General features: G+C 42.1%; 13 protein-coding genes and 2 pseudogenes. 13 read left to right on the top strand and 2 right to left on the bottom strand.

Going from position 1 to position 20,507, the window contains the following annotated elements; translation table 11 throughout:
- Positions 1–2,586 precede the first annotated feature (2,586 nt).
- Both EA26_RS14285 and EA26_RS20820 read left to right on the top strand, forming a co-directional pair.
- Positions 2,587–2,955 (top strand): VOC family protein, encoded by a 369-nt coding sequence (locus EA26_RS14285; protein ID WP_039428616.1) that lies wholly within the window; start codon positions 2,587–2,589, stop codon positions 2,953–2,955.
- 207 nt (positions 2,956–3,162) lie between these two features.
- Positions 3,163–3,282, top strand: a pseudogene (locus EA26_RS20820) (type II toxin-antitoxin system Phd/YefM family antitoxin); the annotation flags it as partial.
- A gap of 10 nt (positions 3,283–3,292) precedes the next feature.
- On the opposite strand, the gene EA26_RS14280 reads toward EA26_RS20820, so the two are convergent.
- Positions 3,293–4,417 (bottom strand): IS630 family transposase, encoded by a 1,125-nt coding sequence (locus EA26_RS14280; RefSeq protein WP_039423633.1) that lies wholly within the window; start codon positions 4,415–4,417, stop codon positions 3,293–3,295.
- A 73-nt stretch (positions 4,418–4,490) separates the two neighbouring features.
- Here EA26_RS14280 and EA26_RS14275 point away from each other — a divergent pair, with 73 nt between their 5' ends.
- From EA26_RS14275 to EA26_RS14230, 7 genes and pseudogenes are all read left to right on the top strand, one after another.
- Entirely contained in the window at positions 4,491–4,730 is a 240-nt protein-coding gene (locus EA26_RS14275; RefSeq protein WP_020432846.1) for a LexA family protein, read from the top strand.
- 31 nt (positions 4,731–4,761) lie between these two features.
- Positions 4,762–4,905, top strand: a pseudogene (locus tag EA26_RS14270) (type II toxin-antitoxin system Phd/YefM family antitoxin); the annotation flags it as partial.
- On the top strand, positions 4,893–5,195 hold the full coding sequence (locus EA26_RS14265; RefSeq protein WP_000852547.1) for a type II toxin-antitoxin system RelE/ParE family toxin: 303 nt from the start codon (positions 4,893–4,895) through the stop codon (positions 5,193–5,195). The pseudogene EA26_RS14270 and the gene EA26_RS14265, both read left to right, overlap by 13 nt.
- Positions 5,196–6,936: 1,741 nt before the next feature.
- Positions 6,937–7,134: a DUF1289 domain-containing protein gene (locus tag EA26_RS20805; RefSeq protein WP_081947082.1), complete on the top strand. Its 198-nt coding sequence runs from the start codon at positions 6,937–6,939 to the stop codon at positions 7,132–7,134.
- 1,349 nt (positions 7,135–8,483) lie between these two features.
- Entirely contained in the window at positions 8,484–8,852 is a 369-nt protein-coding gene (locus EA26_RS14240) for a VOC family protein (protein ID WP_039428616.1), read from the top strand.
- A 238-nt stretch (positions 8,853–9,090) separates the two neighbouring features.
- A complete protein-coding gene (locus tag EA26_RS22515) occupies positions 9,091–9,579 on the top strand; it encodes a hypothetical protein (protein ID WP_226978408.1) in 489 nt (162 codons plus the stop codon).
- 2,513 nt (positions 9,580–12,092) lie between these two features.
- Complete coding sequence (locus tag EA26_RS14230) at positions 12,093–12,458, top strand: hypothetical protein (RefSeq protein ID WP_039428613.1); 366 nt, start codon at positions 12,093–12,095, stop codon at positions 12,456–12,458.
- Positions 12,459–13,711: 1,253 nt separating this feature from the next.
- On the opposite strand, the gene EA26_RS14220 is transcribed toward EA26_RS14230, so the two are convergent.
- Positions 13,712–15,246 (bottom strand): IS3 family transposase gene (locus EA26_RS14220; protein ID WP_404975831.1). Its coding sequence is split into 2 segments (ribosomal slippage): positions 13,712–14,793 and positions 14,793–15,246, totalling 1,536 coding nucleotides; the frame shifts between segments, so codons are not numbered across the junction.
- Positions 15,247–15,716: 470 nt separating this feature from the next.
- On the opposite strand from EA26_RS14220, the gene EA26_RS14210 reads away from it, so the two are divergent.
- The 4 genes from EA26_RS14210 (at position 15,717) to EA26_RS21895 (ending at position 20,140) form a co-directional block, all read left to right on the top strand.
- Positions 15,717–16,493 (top strand): hypothetical protein, encoded by a 777-nt coding sequence (locus tag EA26_RS14210; RefSeq protein WP_152593701.1) that lies wholly within the window; start codon positions 15,717–15,719, stop codon positions 16,491–16,493.
- 160 nt (positions 16,494–16,653) lie between these two features.
- Positions 16,654–17,424, top strand: a complete 771-nt coding sequence (locus EA26_RS14205; RefSeq protein ID WP_039428608.1) for an alpha/beta fold hydrolase — start codon at positions 16,654–16,656, stop codon at positions 17,422–17,424.
- Between the two features lie 1,549 nt (positions 17,425–18,973).
- Positions 18,974–19,309: a hypothetical protein gene (locus EA26_RS14195; protein WP_052079777.1), complete on the top strand. Its 336-nt coding sequence runs from the start codon at positions 18,974–18,976 to the stop codon at positions 19,307–19,309.
- Between the two features lie 609 nt (positions 19,310–19,918).
- Positions 19,919–20,140: a hypothetical protein gene (locus EA26_RS21895; RefSeq protein ID WP_039428561.1), complete on the top strand. Its 222-nt coding sequence runs from the start codon at positions 19,919–19,921 to the stop codon at positions 20,138–20,140.
- Positions 20,141–20,507: the final 367 nt, after the last annotated feature.

The following is a 20,507-nucleotide window of genomic DNA, read 5'->3' as shown; positions in this document are numbered from 1 at the left end:
TAACAAGGCGTTTAAGAGGGATTCATGCCGCGTGGCATTTTTGGTATGCGGTGAGTTTTGGTAGTGAAAATGCTCTGCGGAAAGTTGGTTTAGGCGGCATTCACCCCTTAACGCAGCGTTAGCTTAAAACAATGAAAATCAATTGATTGCAGCCTATTTTTTCTTCCCTTGGCGGCTCGTTCCGGTTTCTCGGCAAATCGGCATTGTTTGCCAACGTGATTTTTGAGCAGTTGCCTCAATTAAATTTTGGGGCTGCGCGAGGTTAGCCAGCTTGGCGCAAAGTCGCTTTGGAAGTTTTGCTTTCGCTTTGAGTTTTCTGAACGTGTGTTATCAAAATTTATTGTTTTTCAAAGCAAATGAACAGTTACAAAGTTTGAACCAATTCGGGTTTCAAAACTCAGGCAGTTTGCCAGTTTCCCAAATCAGGTTAATCTCGGGCTTAGTAAATCTAAGGTGCTGAAATTTAAGCTAACAAACTGCTTAAGCGGGATTCGCAATGCGTGGCATTTTCAGCATGCGGTGGGTTTTGTGATTAAGGCGGTGTGCGGTAGCTTTAGCAGTGCATTGCTCACCCCTTAGCAGGGCGTTAGCTTAAAACAATGAAAATCAATTGGTTGTAGCCTGTTTTTTCTTCCCTTGGCTGTTCGTTCAGATTTCTCGGCAAATCGGCATTGTTTGCCAACGTGATTTTTGAGCAGTTGCCTCAATTAAATTTTGGGGCTGCGCGAGGTTAGCCAGCTTGGCGCAAAGTCGCTTTGGAAGTTTTGCTTTCGCTTTGAGTTTCCCGAAAGTGATTTATCAAAATTTTCGGGTTTTTAAATCGCATGAAATGCCACAACGTTTGAGTCATTTCGGGTATTAAAACTCTGGCTGTTTGTTAGGAACCCAAATCAGGTTAATCTCAGGCTTGGTAAGTTTAAGGTGCTGAAATTTAAGCTAACAAACTGCTTAAGCGGGATTCGCAATGCGTGGCATTTTCAGCATGCGTTGGGTTTTGTGGTTAAGGCGGTGTGCGGTAACTTTCGTATTGCATTGCTCACCCCTTAGCAGGGCGTTATGCTTAATCTCACAAAATCAATCGGTTGTGGCCTTTTCTTTGTTCCTTCGGCCATTCGTTCGTGTTTGTCGGCAATTGAATAATGCTGTCGCGGTTTCATGTAAATTGATGCTGTGAATTCCGAGTGCTTGCCTCATTTTAGTTTCGAGCCGGTTCGTGTTGAGTTTCTTTTTCTCAAAGTCGCTTTGAGTGATTTGGTTCCTTGGCTTATCGGCCAAAAGCGCATCGGCAATTTGCTATTGTTTTGCGCTGCCTAATGAAAAGGCAATTTGGCTGGCGCTTGTGGTTCAGCGTTGTTGCCTCATTCGAGTTTTACGCCAATTTGCTGTGAGCTTGGTTGGTCAGATTTTCATTGAAAGGGCACTTTGTTATCTTGAGCGAAGTGAATTTAACTCAGTTTTTGTTCAAATCATGGTTTCGATCAGGTTAACGAGTTTTGGTGCTTGGGTTGGTTTGAAAGTCTGAGTTATTCTAATGGTTACTTAAACCTAAGTGTTTGAAGTTTAAGCATAACAAACGGTTCAAGAGGGACAGCCAACGCGTGGCATTTTCACTATGCGTTGGTTTTTGTGGTTACGGTGTTATGCGGAAGCTTGGTAATGGCGTTGGCTGCCCCTTAACCGGGCGTTAGCTTAAAACAAATAAAATCAATTGGTTGTGGTCTTTTCTTTCTTCCCTTGGCCATTCGTTCAGGTTTTTCGGCAAATCAGCATTGTTTAACAATGCGAGTTTTGAGCCGTTGCCTCAATTGAGTGCTGGGATTGTGCGAGGTTAGCTGATTTGGCGCAAAGTCGCTTTGGAAGTTTTGCGTTCGCTTTGAGTTTTGCGAAAACGGGTTGTCAAAATTTACTGATTTTTAATGTAAATGAACGGCCACAAAGTTTGCGTTATTTCGGGTTTCAAAGCTTAAGTGGTTTGTTGGTTTTCCAAATCGGGTTAATCTCAGTTTTGGCAAATCTAAGGTGCTGAAATTTAAGCTAACAAACTGCTTAAGCGGGATTCGCAATGCGTGGCATTTTCAGCATGCGGTGGGTTTTGTGATTAAAGCGGCGTGCGGTAGCTTTTGCAGTGCATTGCTCACCCCTTAGCAGGGCGTTAGCTTCTTAAAGGCTGGAATCATCAAAATCCAAACTCACTCGTTCTGAAAAATCAGCTTTTAGCATTCAAATTGCATAAGTTGGCTTTTGCGTTTTTTCTTGATGTTGATTTGGTCGAACGTGTTGAAAGTTCAGTGGTTTCAAAGTCGCTGAAAATCATCAAACCTCGATGCTTCAATGTTGTTGGACGTGTGTTTGTGAGATGCTTTTGCGTAAAATGCCTTTCAAGCAAATGTGTTAGAAAGCCATTGTGAAACAATAGGCTACGAAGCTAACAAACGCCTCAAGAGGGACTGTCAACGCGTGGCGTTTCCAGTCCCAATGAGCCGCGGTGGTTTCGGTTGTTGTGTTTGAGTTTTGTGGTAGTGCGTTGTCAGCCCCTTAGGCGGGCGTTATATGCTTTCAAAATCTGTGAGTAAAAGGGAGCTTAAAATGATTCTAAATCATGTCTCAGTTGGTGTTTCAAATGTGACATCTGCTGTCGCTTTTTACGATTCAGTTCTATCCGCATTATCCGTAAGGCGTTCGCATTACATCGAAAATGTAGCGGCTGCCTACGGTGAGAATTTTGAGTTTTGGGTGGGTTGTCCATGTGAAGATGGAGCTTCTTCTGGTAACGGAACTCACATTGCTTTCAATGCACCAAGTAAAGAAGCTGTTGACCTGTTTTATGCTACTGCATTGGAGCTTGGTGGCTCGTGTGCAGGTAAGCCTGGCTTATGTCCAGAGTACGGTGAGACTTACTATGCGGCATTTGTCCGCGATGCTGATGGAAACAAGGTTGAAGCAGTTTTTATGTAGTTTAAACAACGCATATAACAAAGCGTTAAAGCGGGACTTGGCACGCGTGGCATTTTCAATTTGCGTTGGGCTCAGTGATTAAGTTGTTATGCAGTCGCTTATGTATTGCGTGCCTGCGCCCCTTAACGCGGCGTTAGCCGTCATGGAGCTTGCTATGCTCAAAGTGATAGAATAGTATCACTTTAGTAATCCATAGGAGCAGCTCTCATGAAAGTAGAACTAGTTACATCACTCAAACGGCAAGCAACCAAGATCCTAGCCGATCTCCACGACACCAAAGAACCAGTGTTAATTACGGAGCATGGTAAGCCATCTGCGTATCTAGTACCCTTTCCATTTAGTTTTGAATGGTTAGTTCATCATAAGCCCGGTGAAGTTTGTTCCGGGCTTTGTCTACATCAAACAACCATTCAATGGATGCTTTCTCTGTATTGCGCATAGTCTCCCAAGCTTTAAGTTCCCGATGTAATTCCTCCCAACTCCCGATACGTCGATTAAGGCATTGCTGATTCATAACGCCGATCTCAATCTCCACCATGTTGAGCCAACTGGCATGAGGAGGGGTATAGTGGAAAGTGATTTTCCTTAATATTCGACGAGCCTCTCCCGCAGGGAACGTGTGATAAAGTGCGCCAGCCTTGTGAGTGGTAAAATTGTCTAATACAACATGAATTTGCTCTGCATCCGGGTAATGTTCATCAACTAACTCTTTCATGCACCAAGCAAAGTCTTCGAACTTTTTGGTTTTTGTTGCTTTCGCATGTCGCCAACCATTATGTCGGTCATACATCAGGAAGATATTCGCTACCGCTTCCCTGCGATATTCATAATCGATGCGTTCTGGTTGTCCAGGTTTAGCTGAAATAGGCTCTCTTGTATGGGAAATCATCTGCTTCATGGCCTCATCGAAGTTAATGACCGGCTCTTTGGGGTTGGCAGGTTGAGCATACAACTCCAAAACTTCTTCCATCTGTGCAATGAAGTCCGCATTGAGTTGACCAATGCACCACATTTTCTTCTGCCATGGTTTGAGTTGATTTTCCTTAAGTCGTGAGCGGATTGTTTCCAGAGAAATACTTTCTAAGTCCGTCAAAGCAATCAGCCTGTCTGCAATTAAAGAAAGCGTCCAGCGAGCGACCCCTTCAGGTGGCTTGGTACAGGCGATAGTGATAAGCGTGGCTTCCTCGCTTGAGCTTAATGCCTTCGGCTGCCCACGACGTTTTCCTTCTTCCAGGGCAGATTGCAGGCCTTCTTCAACAAAACCGCGTTTGGTTCTATAGACCGTTGAAGTACTGGTGTTTAAGAGCTGACATATTTCAGCGTCTGTATGTTGCCTGTGATTTGCCAGTAAAAGGATTTGGGCACGTTTTAGCTTTCTGGCGTTGTGCTTACCTTTACTGGTGAGTTCGTTAAGTTCAGCAATTTCTTCACAAGTCAGTTCAACACGGTAGGAAATATTCATGGCATGATAGGCTTCATTCTTAAAACCAATAATTGATCATACTCCGGTAAAAATGTCGATCTAAGATGGGAAAATGTCTGGAAAATACACCAAAAAACAAGGGCAGTATCTGGCCTATATTTACTACTACACCAAAGTGAATGGACGAGCGCCAGCTCATGCAGATCTACAAGATTACTTTGAGGTATCACCACCAAGTGTTCATCAGATGTTATTGAAGCTTGAAGAGCGTGGATTGATAACGAAAGAAGCTGGTGTCAGCCGAAGTATCAAGGTGGCTATTGATGTAAAAGAGCTACCATTGGATTGGTAGCTCAATCGATCAGAATTAAATGGAAACGGTACTAGTTGATGTTGATGATTACGAGTTTATGCAAAATCGTTTGGCCATTCTCGAAGGTATTGCACGAGGTGAACGCGCAGTAGCTGACGGAAAGGTTGTTGGTCACAATGAAGCCAAGGACAAAATGTCAAAATGGCTGAAGTAATTTGGACTGAACCAGCGCTATCTGACCTAAATGATATCGCTGAGTACATCGCGCTTGAAAATGTCGTGGCTGCAAAGCAACTGGTTCAAGCGATCTTCTCGAAAGTCGAACGTCTAGAAGTTTTCCCAGAGTCAGGTCGTATTCCGCCAGAATTAGAGCATTTGAGTTATCGTGAAGTTGTAGCAAATCCATGTCGTGTTTTCTATAAACAAGACGGTGATAAGGTATTTATACTGTTTGTTATGCGCGCCGAGAGAGATTTGCGTAAGTTCTTGTTAAGTAGACAATAACCTTTGGGAATGAGCGGCTAACAAACGCTTTAAGACGGATTCGCAACGCGTGGCATTTGTGGTTTGCGGTAAATTTAGTGATTTAGGTGGTGTGCGGTAACATAGTATTGCGTTGCTCACCGCTTAAGCGGGCGTTATGTTTAATCACGCAAAATCAGTTGGTTGTATCTTTTCTTTGTTCCCTCGGATGATTGGTTTTGTGTTTGTCGGCAAGTTGACTTCAGCGGGCGCTGTTTTCTGGACACTTATTCTTTGGCGCTGGAAATTCAGAGAATTGCCTCATTCAATTTTCGAGTAAGCGCGAGGTTAGGGCGGCTGGCGCAATCAGTATTTTGAACACAGGTTTTGGGGCTTGAATTGCCGAAATACAAAGTCTGTTTTTCAAATCTATGAGTCGTTTCCGTTTTTTAGGTCTTGGCTTTTGTTTGTGAATCAAAGCTGAGTTAATCTTGGTTTTGGTAAAACGTAAGTCATTGAAGCTTAAACATAACAAACGGTTCAAGAGGGACAGCCAACGCGTGGCATTTTTATTATGCGTTGTTTTTTGTGGTTACGGTGTTATGCGGAAGCTTGGTTGTGGCGTTGGCTGCCCCTTAACCGGGCGTTATGCTTAATCTCATAAAATCAATCGGTTGTGGCCTTTTCTCTGTTCCTTCAGCCATTCGATCTTGTTTGTCGGCAATTGGTTAAGGCGGTCGCTGTTTCAATTAAATTGATGCTGTAAATGTCGAGCGGTTGCCTCATTTTAGTTTTGAGCAGGTTCGTGTTGAGTGTCTTTTTCTCAAAGTCGCTTTGAGTGATTTGGCTCCTTGGCTTATCAGCCAAAAGCGTATCGGCAATTTACTATTGTTTTGCGCTGCCTAATGAAAAGGCAATTTCGTTGGCTCTGCTGGTTCAGCGTTGTTGCCTTAGTCGAGTTTTACGCCAATTTGCTGTGGGTTTGGTTGGTCAGGATTTTATTGAAAGGGCACTTTGTTCTTTTGATCGTAGTGAATTTAGCGTGGTTTTTATTCAAATCATGGTTTCGATCAGGTTAACGGATTTTGGTGCTTGGGTTGGTTTGAAAGTCTGAGTTATTCTAATGGTTACTTAAACCTAAGTGTTTGAAGTTTAAGCATAACAAACGGTTCAAGAGGGACAGCCAACGCGCGGCATTTTTACCATGCGTTGGTTTTGGTGGTTACGGTGTTATGCGGAAGCTTGGTAGTGGCGTTGTCTGCCCCTTAACCGGGCGTTATGTTTAATCACGTCAAATCAGTTGGTTGTATCTTTTCTTTGCTCCCTCGGCTTGTAGGTTTTGCGCTTGTCGGCAAGTTGGCTTCGTTTGGCGCTGGAAATTCAGAGAGTTGCCTCAGTCAATTCTCGGGTAAGCGCGAGGTTAGGGTGGTTGGCTCAATCAGAAAATTGATCTTAGGTTTTGGGCTTGAACAGTCGAAATTTGAAGTTGTTTTTCAAATCTATGAGTCATTTCAGTTTTTTAGGTCTTGGCTTTTGTTTGTGAGTCAACGCTGAGTTAATCTTGGTTTTTGTAAAACGTAAGCCCTTGAAGCTTAAACATAACAAACGCTTTAAGACGGATTCGCAACGCGTGGCATTTGTGGTTTGCGGTAAACTTAGTGATTTAGGTGGTGTGCGGTAACATCGTATTGCGTTGCTCACCACTTAAGCGGGCGTTATGTGTAAGGCCAAATTCCAATAACTTTTTCTATCACAAGATATTGTTTATAAAGGGATATTAACTATGGTTAACGTAAATGAAACCGAAAGTGAAGATCCTAAATCACCTTGTAATAGGCATTGCAGTCTAGATGAAAATGACATTTGTTTAGGATGTTTCAGAACACTCAATGACATACTCAAATGGCAATCATCAACGACAGCAGAAAGGATTGAAATTCTATCATTATGCCAAAAAAGAAAAGAGCACTATTCGAGGTAGAGCTTTTCATTATTCAAAATGTGGTCGGTAATTATTTTAGTGATTATGTGAAAGTCCAATTGAAACAAACACATAACAAACGGTTCAAGAGGGACAACCAACGCGTGGCATTTTTACTACGCGTTGTTTTTGTGGTTGCGGTGTTATGCGGAAAGTTGGTAGTAGCGTTGGTTGCCCCTTAACCGGGCGTTAGCTTAAAACATTTAAAATCAATTGTTTGTGGCTTTTTCTTTTTTCCTTTAGCAATTCGTTCAGGTTTCTCGGCAAATCAGCATTGTTTGCCAACGCAAGTTTTGAGCTGTTGCCTCAATGGAGTTTTGGGATTGCGCGAGGTTAGCAAGCTTGGCTCAAAGTCGCTTTGGAAGTTTTGCTTTCGCTTTGAGTTCTCCGAAAATGAGTTCTCAAAATTTACTGGTTTCAAAGCAAATGAACGGCCACAAAGTTTGAGTCATTTCGGGTTTTAAAACTCAAGCGGTTTGTCGGTTTCCCAAATCGGGTTAATCTCAATTTTGGTAAACCTAAGGTGCTGAAATTTAAGCTAACAAACTGCTTAAGCGGGATTCGCAATGCGTGGCATTTTTGGCATGCGGTGGGTTTCGTGATTCAGGCGGTGTGCGGTAGCTCTGGCAGTGCATTGCTCACCCCTTAGCAGGGCGTTATGTGTATGATGAGATGGTGAATCTATGGAAATAAATGAACATTACTATCAGAGACTTAACTCATCTTTTGATGATCTTTGTGAATGTACAGATTTTTGTAACGAACTCGAAGTAATTGAAGACTCAGACAGTATTCTATGTAAGGCCCTTACGATTTCACTTATTGTCACTTACGCTAGAAATTTCGCTAGCGCATACTCTTACCCTCGTCTTGGTAAAGACGAATCAAAAAAGCTCAAAAGTAAATACGATGAGTTGACAAAGTCCTGGCTTGAGACGCTGCCTGATGAAATGAAATGAAATGTTTTCATGAGTCAGTTCTCGAAAGGAGAAATAGCTCAGTTGCACATTCAGATGCAGCTTCTCGCGATTACAGATTAACAGGCAAACAATCAGTCTTGATGGGAGCGAACCCTCATCGAGTATTTGAAAAACATGAGATAGTTCTTATTCGAAATCTCATCGAAGGTTTTATGAAAGTTGTAGCGAGTGAACATACCTTAATTCGTGAAACAATATCACAACCATACACATAACAAGGCGTTTAAGAGGGATTCATGCCGCGTGGCATTTTTGGTATGCGGTGATTTTTGTGGTGAAAATGGTCTGCGGAAGGTTGGTTTAGGCGGCATTCACCCCTTAACGCAGCGTTATATGCTTTCAAAATCTGTGAGTAAAAGGGAGCTTAAAATGATTCTAAATCATGTCTCAGTTGGTGTTTCAAATGTGACATCTGCTGTCGCTTTTTACGATTCAGTTCTATCCGCATTATCCGTAAGGCGTTCGCATTACATCGAAAATGTAGCGGCTGCCTACGGTGAGAATTTTGAGTTTTGGGTGGGTTGTCCATGTGAAGATGGAGCTTCTTCTGGTAACGGAACTCACATTGCTTTCAATGCACCAAGTAAAGAAGCTGTTGACCTGTTTTATGCTACTGCATTGGAGCTTGGTGGCTCGTGTGCAGGTAAGCCTGGCTTATGTCCAGAGTACGGTGAGACTTACTATGCGGCATTTGTCCGCGATGCTGATGGAAACAAGGTTGAAGCAGTTTTTATGTAGTTTAAACAACGCATATAACAAAGCGTTAAAGCGGGACTTGGCACGCGTGGCATTTTCAATTTGCGTTGGGCTCAGTGATTAAGTTGTTATGCAGTCGCTTATGTATTGCGTGCCTGCGCCCCTTAACGCGGCGTTATGTTTTCGCAGCCAAATATTGAAGTCGACCGAGTTTTGCGTATTTTGATGCTCTAAGTTTTTGTGTGTTGTTTCATAATGCTTCCTTCTATGTGGGGGATATATGGATCAAATCAAAATTACCAATGCGATTGTTACATATCTTCTAGGTCTCGTTATTGCGGTGACGGTTTCTGGAGGCGCTTTTCTTACAACCGCCATTAAGTATCCTTTTGACTTTATATTTATGGGATTAGGTGGATTTTTAGCTTTTGCTGTATCTCATTTCTCTGTCAAATATATGCAGAGAGGCTTTTGGAAAGAATCTGTATTGATGTACTTACTTTACTATTATGGCTCGTTTGGGTTGTTTTCGGATGGTCACGCTGCAGGTTGGAGTCATAGCGAAGGGATCTTAGAAAAGTTAGTGATGTCACAAATGTACATTTTGATATCAGTATTTTCGTTGTTTATTCCACTTTTGTTTATTGCTTTGACCATTACTCATACCTTTTTGCTTTACTCTGAAGTAAAAAAGCTCAAACATAACAAAGCGTTAAAGAGGGACTTGGCACGCGTGGCATTTTCGGTTTGCAGTTTGTTTAGTGGTTAAGGTGTTATGCGGTCACTTTTGTATTGCGTGCCTGCGCCCCTTAACGCGGCGTTAGGGCTACTATGAGTTGCAATAACTGTGTGAGTATTGGGAAAAAGCATTTAGGAGGTTTTAAATCGCCTTCTAAATATGCTTTATCTCAAAAGGCATGTGATGCACTTGTCATCAGCAACATTTGGGTAGAAGAGCCCTCATCAAATCAGTTTGATAGGCGTTTTAAATGTAAGTGTTGTGGAGACCAGTGGCGTCTTGAGTGGCCTGATCCACCTATATCCGGAGGGCTTTGGCAAAAAACTTCTCGGCAACAGAAAATTGCCGAACTTTCCCAAAAACTCAGGAACAAACCAAGTGCTACAGTGTTTAAAAAATGGTAGCCCTAACAAACGCTTCAAGAGGGACTGTCAACGCGGAGCGTTTTCAGTCCCATTGAGCATAAGTGGTTACGGCTGTTGTGTTTGAGTTTAGTGTTATGCGTTGCCAGCCCCTTAAGCGGGCGTTATGTAACCGTAGAGAAAAAGACCAGAATGTATTGAAAGTTAAAGTGTTTTTATGGTTTCTTTACTTTAAATTTAGCTTCTACTTTGTATATTCGATACTTTCAACTGATTGTTTTAATTGGTTATTTATAAAGTTTGTAAAGTCAGTCTTATTCATGTTGATTTGGTTTTTGTCTTCTTGTTCTTCAAGTCTGTATTCTGAACTTCATGGTAAAGCGAGTTTGCGTTCAGTTTGTCTATAGTCATGATCCGCAGACTCAAGTTGTTTTTGTGGTTGCCAGAGTTTTTTCTACTGGGTCAATGCTGACTTTTCGTGTAAGTTAAATCGTGTTTGGCGATGCTGTTTGTGGTAATGCTTTGAAATAGTTAGTAAAGTTACATAACAAAGCATTTAAGAGGGACAATCAACGCGTGGCATTTTTGGTTTGGGTGGGCATTTGAGGTTACGGCTGGTTAGTTTGAGTTCAGCTGTTTGCGTTGCTTGCCCCTTAATGCGGCGTTAGCTTAAAACAATGAAAATCAATTGGTTGTAGCCTGTTTTTTCTTCCCTTGGCAGTTCGTTCAGATTTCTCGGCAAATCAGCATTGTTTGGCAATGGGAGTTTTGAGCAGTTGCCTCAATTGAGTTTTGGGATTGCGCGAGGTCAGCAAGTTTGGCGCAAAGTCGCTTTGGAAGTTTTGCGTTTGCTTTGAATTTGCCGAAAATGATCTATAAAAATTTTCGGGTTTTTAAATCGCATGAAATGCCACAAAGTTTGAGTCATTTCGGGTATTAAAACTCTGGCTGTTTGTTAGGAACCCAAATCAGGTTAATCTCAGGCTTGGTAAATCTAAGGTGCTGAAATTTAAGCTAACAAACTGCTTAAGCGGGATTCGCAATGCGTGGCATTTTCAGCATGCGTTGGGTTTTGTGATTAAGGCGGTGTGCGGTAGCTTTCGTAGTGCATTGCTCACCCCTTAGCAGGGCGTTAGCTTAAAACATTAAAAATCAGTTGTTTGTGTTTTTTTCTTTCTTCCCTTGGTAATTCGTTCAGGTTTACTCGGCAAATCAGCATTGTTTTCCAACGCGAGTTTTAAGCTGTTGCCTCAATTGAATTTTGGGATTGCGCGAGGTCAGTAAGCTTGGTGCAAAGTCGCGTTGGAAGTTTAGTTTTCGCTTTGATTTATCCGAACATGTACCATGAAAAATCGTTGGTTTCACCAAAAACGACTAGCTACAAAGTTTGAGTCATTCCGGGTTTTAAAGCTCAAGTGGTTTGCCAGTTTTCTAAATCAAGTTAATCTCAGGTTTGATCAATCTAAGGTGCTGAAATTTAAGCTAACAAACTGCTTAAGAGGGATTCGCAATGCGTGGCATTTTCAGCATGCGGTGGGTTTTGTGATTAAGTCGGCGTGCGGTAGCTTTTGCAGTGCATTGCTCACCCCTTAGCAGGGCGTTAGCTTAAAACAAATAAAATCAATTGGTTGTGGTCTTTTTTCTTCCTTTGGCCACTCGTTCAGGTTTCTCGGCAAATCAGCATTGTTTGCCAATGCAAGTTTTGAGCTGTTGCCTCAATTGAGTTTTGGGGTTGCGCGAGGTTAGCCAGTTTGGCGCAAAGTCGCTTTGGAAGTTTTGCGTTCGCTCTGAGTTTTCCGAAAGGTGACATATCAAAATTTCGGGTTTTCAAATCGCATGAAATGCCACAAAGTTTGAGTCAATTCGGATTTCAAAACTCAAGGCGGTTTGTTGGTTTCTCAAATCGGGTTAATCTCAGGTTTGGCAAATCTAAGATGCTGAAATTTAAGCTAACAAACTGCTTAAGAGGGATTCGCAATGCGTGGCATTTTTAGCATGCGTTGGGTTTTCGTGATTAAGGCGGTGTGCGGTAGCCTTTGCAGTGCATTGCTCACCCCTTAGCAGGGCGTTATGTGCCTAATCCTGTATACGTGACTTAGGCTGTGAAATTCCAAATATCTTATGAAATTGGTTGTCTTTAGTAATAGTCTCAAGGTAATCAATTTTCAAGGATATAAAATCATGTTGGAACGCATAGAAAAAATACTGGATCTCAATGACATTGCTTATGAAAGCGGTGAAAGCACGATGTATGTAAAACTTGGCGGTCTGAGTTCAAAGGTAAAAATTAGGTATGATTATGCGGACAACACCTACAAATTTAGTTGTGGTGAGTTGAGAATGTTCATATCCAGTATCATCTTCTTTTGTCTGGCATTCAACACACTCATTCAAGCTAATCTCGGGTTATGGAATGGATATGCAGCAGGCTTAATGTTTGCTATAGCTATTGGAAATCTGTTTTCCGTGATAGTTACAAATATACAAATGTTAGATTTACGAACTCAACTCCGTCAGGAAGGCGTGTACTTGAAACCAGGCACATAACAAGGCGTTAAAGAGGGATTCATGCCGCGTGGCATTTTTGGTATGCGGTGATTTTTGGTGGTGAAAGTGGTCTGCTGAAGGTTGGTTTGTGCGGCATTCACCCCTTAACGCAGCGTTAGCTTAAAACAAATAAAATCAATTGGTTGTGGTCTTTTCTTTCTTCCCTTGGCCATTCGTTCAGGTTTTTCGGCAAATCAGCATTGTTTAACAATGCGAGTTTTGAGCCGTTGCCTCAATTGAGTGCTGGGATTGTGCGAGGTTAGCTGATTTGGCGCAAAGTCGCTTTGGAAGTTTTGCGTTCGCTTTGATTTTTGCGAAAACGGGTTGTCAAAATTTACTGATTTTTAATGTAAATGAACGGCCACAAAGTTTGCGTTATTTCGGGTTTCAAAGCTTAAGTGGTTTGTTGGTTTTCCAAATCGGTTTAATCTCAGGCTTGGTAAATCTAAAGTGCTGAAATTTAAGCTAACAAACTGCTTAAGAGGGATTCGCAATGCGTGGCATTTTCAGCATGCGTTGGGTTTTGTGGTTAAGGCGGTGTGCGGTAGCTTTCGTATTGCATTGCTCACCCCTTAGCAGGGCGTTAGCTTAAAACAAATAAAATCAATTGGTTGTGGTCTTTTCTTTCTTCCCTTGGCAATTCGCTCAGATTCTTCGGCAAATCAGCATTGTTTGCCAACGCAAGTTTTGAGTAGTTGCCTCAATGGAGTTTTGGAATTGCGCGAGGTTAGTCTCTTTGGCGCAAAGTCGCTTTGGCAGTTCAGTTTTCGCTTTGAGTTTTCCGAAAGTTATTTCTCAAAATTTACTGGTTTCAAAGCAAGTGAATGGTTACAAAGCAAGTGAACGGTTACAAAGCTTGAGTCATTCCGGGTTTTAAAGCTCAAGTGGTTTACCAGTTTTCTAAATCAAGTTAATCTCAGGTTTGATCAATCTAAGGTGCTGAAATTTAAGCTAACAAACTGCTTAAGCGGGATTCGCAATGCTTGGCATTTTCAGCATGCGGTGAGTTTTGTGATTAAGGCGGTGTGCGGTAGTGTTTGTAGTGCATTGCTCACCCCTTAGCAGGGCGTTAGCTTAAAACATTAAAAATCAGTTGTTTGTGGTTTTTCTTTCTTCCTTTGTCCATTCGTTCTGGTTTCTCGGCAAGTTAGCATTGTTTGTCAACGCAAGTTTTGAGCTGTTGCCTCAATTGAATTTTGGGAATGAGCGAGGTCCGGTGTTTTTCAAGATAGTTGCCATCATTTGCTTGCTTATTAAGCAGCTTCTCTTTCTGGATTTAGGTGGACTTCACCAACTGGTTCACAGTTCCTGATATCACCAGGCCAGCGCTCAGGTTTTCGCTGTTTTGCTGCGAGCAATACCTCAGCTCGGCGCTTCAAGATCTCTTCATCTTTTCCATTATGACGCTCTGAAGGCGTGACATAATTTAGCTTACTGTGTTTGTGCTCGGTGTTGTACCAGCGCACGAAGGCTTCAACCCAACGTCGACTGCTGTCGAGACTTTCAAAGCCCTTTGTCGGCCAGTTTGGCATGTACTTTACCGTGCGGAACAACGATTCTACATACGGATTATCATCACTGACTCTTGGACGGCTATACGATGAGGTAATGCCTAACTCATCCATCTTCGCTTTGAACGTCAGCGACTTCATAGGCGCACCGTTATCTGAGTGAAGAACCAGCGGTTGACTGAAGCACTGCTCTCGCATCAACGTCCGCTGCAGGAGTTGTGAGGCTAACTCGCCGCACTCACGTTCATACACCTCATAACCCACGATTTTTCGGCTGTAGATGTCCTCAATGACGTACAGATAATAGTGCTGGCCTCGAACCTTTGAAGGCAAGTAAGTGATATCCCATGTGTAGACTTGATTCGAGCCTGTCGCCGTATAACTCGTTGGCTTCGCTTGTGTTTGTCTACTCCTCTGACGGCCTCGATGATGAAGTTGCCCTTGTGCACTCAGTACCCGATAATAGCTCGACTCTGAGGCGATATACTCACCTTTATCAAGCAGTGTCGGTACGATTTGAGTTGGAGGTAAGCTCGCGAACTCTGGGCGGTTACACACCTCGATAATGGCATCACGCTCTTGCTGAGAGAGCTTGTTAGCTGGCTCAGGTCTGGCACAGGTCGGTCTTTTATCCGCTTGAACCTCTCCTTGCCGATACCATCGACGATACGTTCTCAGGTCAATTTGAACCTCATAACAAGCTCGCTCTAAGCGGCAACCACTTTGCTTGGCATCGTGGATAAGAGCAATCAGGTGCTGCCTTTCATCGGTTGAGGTTAGTCGTCCTCTGGCTCTTCCCCGTAAAAGGCTATGAGCTTTTTTCGTAGAACCAACAGGGCAGCCGTTTCAGCGAGCGCCTTTTCTTTGTGGCGTAACTCCTTCCTAAGCTCTTTGATTTCAAGCTTATCCGCTTTGGCCTGCTTCTTTGCTTGTGCTTCCCGCTCTTTACTCGACATGAAGCCTTGCATACATTCGCTGCGCCAGCGTTGGACTTGCTCTGGAAACAGACCTTTTTCACGACAATATTGGCTGAGTTCATTCTCGGTCATCGAGTAAGTCTCGGCGACGATGGCGAGTTTAGTTTGAGCAGACCACTGCTCTGATGAAGTGTTGCTGTTTGGCACTGCGGCTCCTGAACGTCTGAGTTGCTGTCGCCAATGATACAGGGTTGCAGTGCTAATGCCTTCCTCTTTTGAAAGTTCGCTCACTGACATTGAGTATGGAGGCAGCAGCTTCTTCAATATGGCTTCTTTTCTTTCTGTTGGAATACGAGACACAATTCACTCTTACCGCCCTAGACTGGTTAAATTTTAACAGTGACAACTATCCTGCCAGAGGGGGGGGCGGTCAGTTTGGTGTAAAGTCGATTTGGAAGTTTTGCTTTCGTTTCGAGTTTTCAAATCGCATGACAGGCCACAAAGTTTGAGTCAATGCGGGTTTTAAAACTCAAGTAGTTTTCCGGCTTTTCAAATCAGGTTAATCTCGGGCTTAGTAAATCTAAGGTGCTGAAATTTAAGCTAACAAACTGCTTAAGAGGGATTCGCAATGCGTGGCATTTTTAGCATGCGGTGGGTTTTGTGATTAAGTCGGTGTGCGGTCGCTTTGGTAGTGCATTGCTCACCCCTTAGCAGGGCGTTATGCAACATGAGGTAATATGAAAAGGTCAAGCTTTTTATTTCGAAATTTCTTTCTATGGTTTTTTTCTTGGCTATTTTTATTTGTATTAGCAATTCACAACGAAAGTGAAGTGTTCAAAACTCTGTTAATTGGAGTCTTGCTGACATGTATTGCTGCTATGGCAGCTTTTGACAATATGGATATGAACGAAAAAAAGAAAAAAGCAAGAGAAGATATTGATAATTATATGGAGTTAATAGAAATTATATCTACTAGATATTTTTCAATTAAGAAAATATGTGAAATGTGTAATCGAGAAACTAATATTGATCATAGGTATACAAGAGGATTAAGGATCCCGGAGTTACATGTCCCCACAATGTATGGTGATATTAAGTTTAGTAAATATGGCTTTATTGTTAAAGGTATGTCGAAATTTTCCTTTGATGACGATGAAGATATAAAATACGCATTGGATTTGATGAATTATATTAACATTGAATCTAGTTATAGAAATCTCATATCATCGATTGCATTAAGAAATCAACAGCATAGAGATATAATAGATAGATTAAATGATAAGGGTGAATATCAAGGTGCTGATTTTTTCATGTATAGTGCCCGTGAATATTCTTCAGTAATGAGCTTCTATGAGTTTTCTAGTTATCTAAAACAGACTGAGAGAATAATCATCGATATGAATTATTTAATCGAAGACTATAAAAGAATAACAATGGGGCTTAAGTTTTGTATTGATAAGCTCTTTGATAATGAGGTGGCTAAAGAATATGGCGGGATCTTTGAGGTTCCATTATATGAAGATCCAATTGAGTTCAAGTATGTAAACCTGAGTGAGCAGGAACTATTAAAGTTGGATTATCCTGATTTCCCACATAATGTTGCATAACAAAGCGTTTAAGTGGGACTCATGCCGCGTGGCATTTTTAGCATGCGGTGATTTAAGTGGTGAAAATAGTCTGCGTAAAATGGGGTTAGGCGGCATTCGCCCCTTAACGCGGCGTTAGTTTTTTCAGGTCAAATCAATACAAACGTAGTTGGTCGATAAAATGAAAAATAAAAATGGGTATGTAAGTGTTAGTGGCTCCGAGATTTATTACGAGCTTTCAGGTAATCATGATGGCAAGCCCTTATTGATGCTTCATGGCGGTCTTGGTTCATTGAATGAGTTAAGTTCAATTCATAAATATGTTGCTGCTGACTATCAATTGATAAGTATAGATTTCCGTGGTCACGGGAAGTCTCTTTTAGGTGATCGTCCACTTAATTACATGCAATATCAACAAGACGTTCAGCATGTTCTGAGCTATTTGGGTATCGATAAATATTCAATTTTTGGTTTCAGTGACGGTGGTATCGTAGGTTATCGGTTAGCAATACAAGAGCCGGAAAGGGTATCTTGTTTGGTGACACTTGGCTCGCAGTGGCGATTAGAGGCAGATGATCCATCGGTTGAATTACTAAGTGGTTTGACGGCTGAATTTTGGTCATCAAGGTTTGCCGATGATGTTGCTTTATATGAGGCGTCAAATCCTAAACCGGATTTCCCTAAACTCGTAGACGCTGTGAAAGCAGTCTGGCTTGATACAACAGAATCTGGTTATCCACATAAATTAGTTGAAAAAATTAGTTGCCCGACATTAGTAATGCGAGGTGATAATGACTTCTTGTTTTCGTTGGATGAGGCAGCTGCTTTGAAGTCGAAAATTACAGGTTGTAGTTTTGCCAATATCCCATTGACAGGACATTCGTCGCATCAAGAATCTCCGGAATTGATTGGTAAAATGTTAGAGCAGTTCTTGTCGCAGCACAAAAACTAACAAACGCTTCAAGAGGGACAGCCAACGCGCGGCATTTTTACTATGCGTTGGTTTTTGTGGTTACGGTGTTATGCGGAAAGTTGGTAGTAGCGTTGTCTGCCCCTTAAGCGGGCGTTAGCTTAAAACATTAAAAATCAGTTGTTTGTGGTTTTTTCTTTCTTCCTTTGGCAATTCGTTCAGGTTTATCGGCAAATCAGTATTGTTTGCCAACGCGATTTTCGAGTTGTTGCCTCAATTGAATTTTGGGACTGCGCGAGGTTAGCCAGTTTGCCGCAAAGTCGCTTTGGAAGTTTTGCTTTCGCTTTGAGTTTCCCGAAAGTGATCTATCAAAATTTTCGGGTTTTCAAATCGCATGAAAGGCAACAAAGTTTGAGTCAATGCAGGTTTCAAAACTCAAGTGGTTTTCCGGCTTTTCAAATCAGGTTAATCTTAGGCTTGGTAAATCTAAGATGCTGAAATTTAAGCTAACAAACTGCTTAAGCGGGATTCGCAATGCGTGGCATTTTCAGCATGCGGTGAGTTTTGTGAGTAAGGCGGTGTGCAGTGGCTTTTGCAGTGCATTGCTCACCCCTTAGCAGGGCGTTAGCTTAAAACAATAAAAATCAATTGGTTGCGGCTTTTTCTTTCTTCCATCGGCAATTCGTTTAGGTTTCTCGGCAAATCAGCATTGTTTGCCAATGCAAGTTTTGATCTGTTGCCTCAATTGGATTTTGGGATTGCTCGAGGTTAGCCAGATTGTCGCAAAGTCGCTTTGGAAGTTTTGCTTTCGCTTTGAGTTTTCCGAAAATGATTTATCAAAATTTTCGAGTTTTCAAATCGCACGAAAGGCCACAAAGTTTGAGTCAATTCGGGTTTTAAATCTCAGGTGGTTTGTTGGTTTTCCAAATCGGGTTAATCTCAGTTTTGGCAAATCTAAGGTGCTGAAATTTAAGCTAACAAACTGCTTAAGAGGGATTCGCAATGCGTGGCATTTTTGGCATGCGGTGAGTTTTGTGATTAAGGCGGTGTGCGGTAGCTTTTGCAGTGCATTGCTCACCCCTTAGCAGGGCGTTAGCTTAAAACAATGAAAATCAATTGGTTGTAGCCTGTTTTTTCTTCCCTTGGCTGTTCGTTCAGATTTCTCGGCAAATCGGCATTGTTTGCCAACGTGATTTTTGAGCAGTTGCCTCAATTAAATTTTGGGGCTGCGCGAGGTTAGCCAGCTTGGCGCAAAGCCGCTTTGGAAGTTTTGCTTTCGCTTTGAGTTTTCTGAACGTGTGTTATCAAAATTTATTGTTTTTCAAAGCAAATGAACAGTTACAAAGTTTGAACCAATTCGGGTTTCAAAACTCAGGCAGTTTGCCAGTTTCCCAAATCAGGTTAATCTCGGGCTTAGTAAATCTAAGGTGCTGAAATTTAAGCTAACAAACTGCTTAAGCGGGATTCGCAATGCGTGGCATTTTCAGCATGCGGTGGGTTTTGTGATTAAGGCGGTGTGCGGTAGCTTTAGCAGTGCATTGCTCACCCCTTAGCAGGGCGTTAGCTTTGCTCAATTCGAGAGGTATTAAATTTGAAAAAAATCGAGATCTTCGGCTCGGTTATTACGGCCATATGGATTGTATGCTTTGCATTTCTGGTTGTTATAAAATGGGATAATGCAGCAAAAATGAACCTCAATGAATGGGGAGATTTCTTAGCGGGAATAACAGCTCCAGTAGCATTCCTTTGGTTGATCATCGGATATTTTTTGCAAAGAGTTGAGCTTAAGGAAAATACAGCGGCTTTGGTTGAACAGAGAGAGGAAATGACGAAGCAAGCGCAAGAGTTAGCCAATCAAACTAAACATTTAGATGAATCTGTTCGGATAGCAGAACAGCAGGCAATAATAGCGCGTCATAAGTATTAAGCTGGAGTCGGGCCGTAGTAAAACCTTGTTCCCACGAAAGCTAACAAAGCGTTAAAGAGGGACTTGGCACGCGTGGCATTTTCGGTTTGCAGTTTGTTTAGTGGTTAAGGCGTAATGCGGTCACTTTTGTATTGCGTGCCTGCGCCCCTTAACGCGGCGTTAGCTTAAAATAATGAAAATCAATTGTTTGCAGCCTGTTTTTCTTCCCTTGGCAGTTCGTTCAGGTTATTTCGGCAAATCAGCATTGTTTGCCAACGTGAATTTTGAGTTGTTGTCTCAATTGGGTTTTGGGGCTACACGAGGTTAGCCAGTTTGGCGCAAAGTCGCTTTGGAAGTTTTGCGTTCGCTCTGAGTTTTCCGAAAATGATTTATCAAAAATTTCGGGTTTTCAAACTTAAGTGGTTTGCCAGTTTCCTAAATCAGGTTAATCTCAGGTTTGGTAAATCTAAGACGTTGAAATTTAAGCTAACAAACTGCTTAAGAGGGATTCGCAATGCGTGGCATTTTCAGTATGCGGTGGGTTTTGTGATTAAGGCGGTGTGCGGTAGCATTCGTAGCGCATTGCTCACCCCTTAGCAGGGCGTTATGTGCTAGGGAGTAATATAGGTTATGCCCAAGATAAAAATTGAATTTACTCAATCTACTGATGTACCGAAGTTCGTGCAAGTATTGCATATGAACACGGACATTGTGAAAGGGTCTATTGAGATGCTAGCTCAAGAACTGACAACACAAGGTGTGGTCACAATTCCATTGGAAATTGAGTTTAACATTAATGGGTTGTTGAAAGGTCTTAGCACAGCAAAGGTTGAGGTTTCCTTTTCAGAATAATGGTCGTTCTTAAAGGTTCTGTACAAAACTTTGTAATCGAGGGGCAAAAATGTAATTGATTGCAAATTTGGTCCGCACATAACAAACTGTTCAAGCAGATTCGGCATGCGTGGCATTTTTGGTTTGCGGTGGTTTGAGTGATTACGTAGTGATGCGGTAACTTTTGTTGTGCATGCCTCACTCCTTAACAGGGCGTTATGCCCTTGTCGTAATTTACTCAATAATTAACAATTTTCGTTAAATTTGGGCTTAATCAAATTGCAAGGTTACTAACAACGTTATTGTCGAGTTTAAATTGAAACAACTTGGAACTGGCTTCGATGGAACGTTGTGGGAAATGTAAGCAATTCACTCGAACAAAAGAGAA

This window comes from Vibrio navarrensis (assembly GCF_000764325.1).
In the GTDB taxonomy this organism is placed as follows: domain Bacteria; phylum Pseudomonadota; class Gammaproteobacteria; order Enterobacterales; family Vibrionaceae; genus Vibrio; species Vibrio navarrensis.
This window is presented reverse-complemented; position numbering and strand designations above follow the sequence as displayed.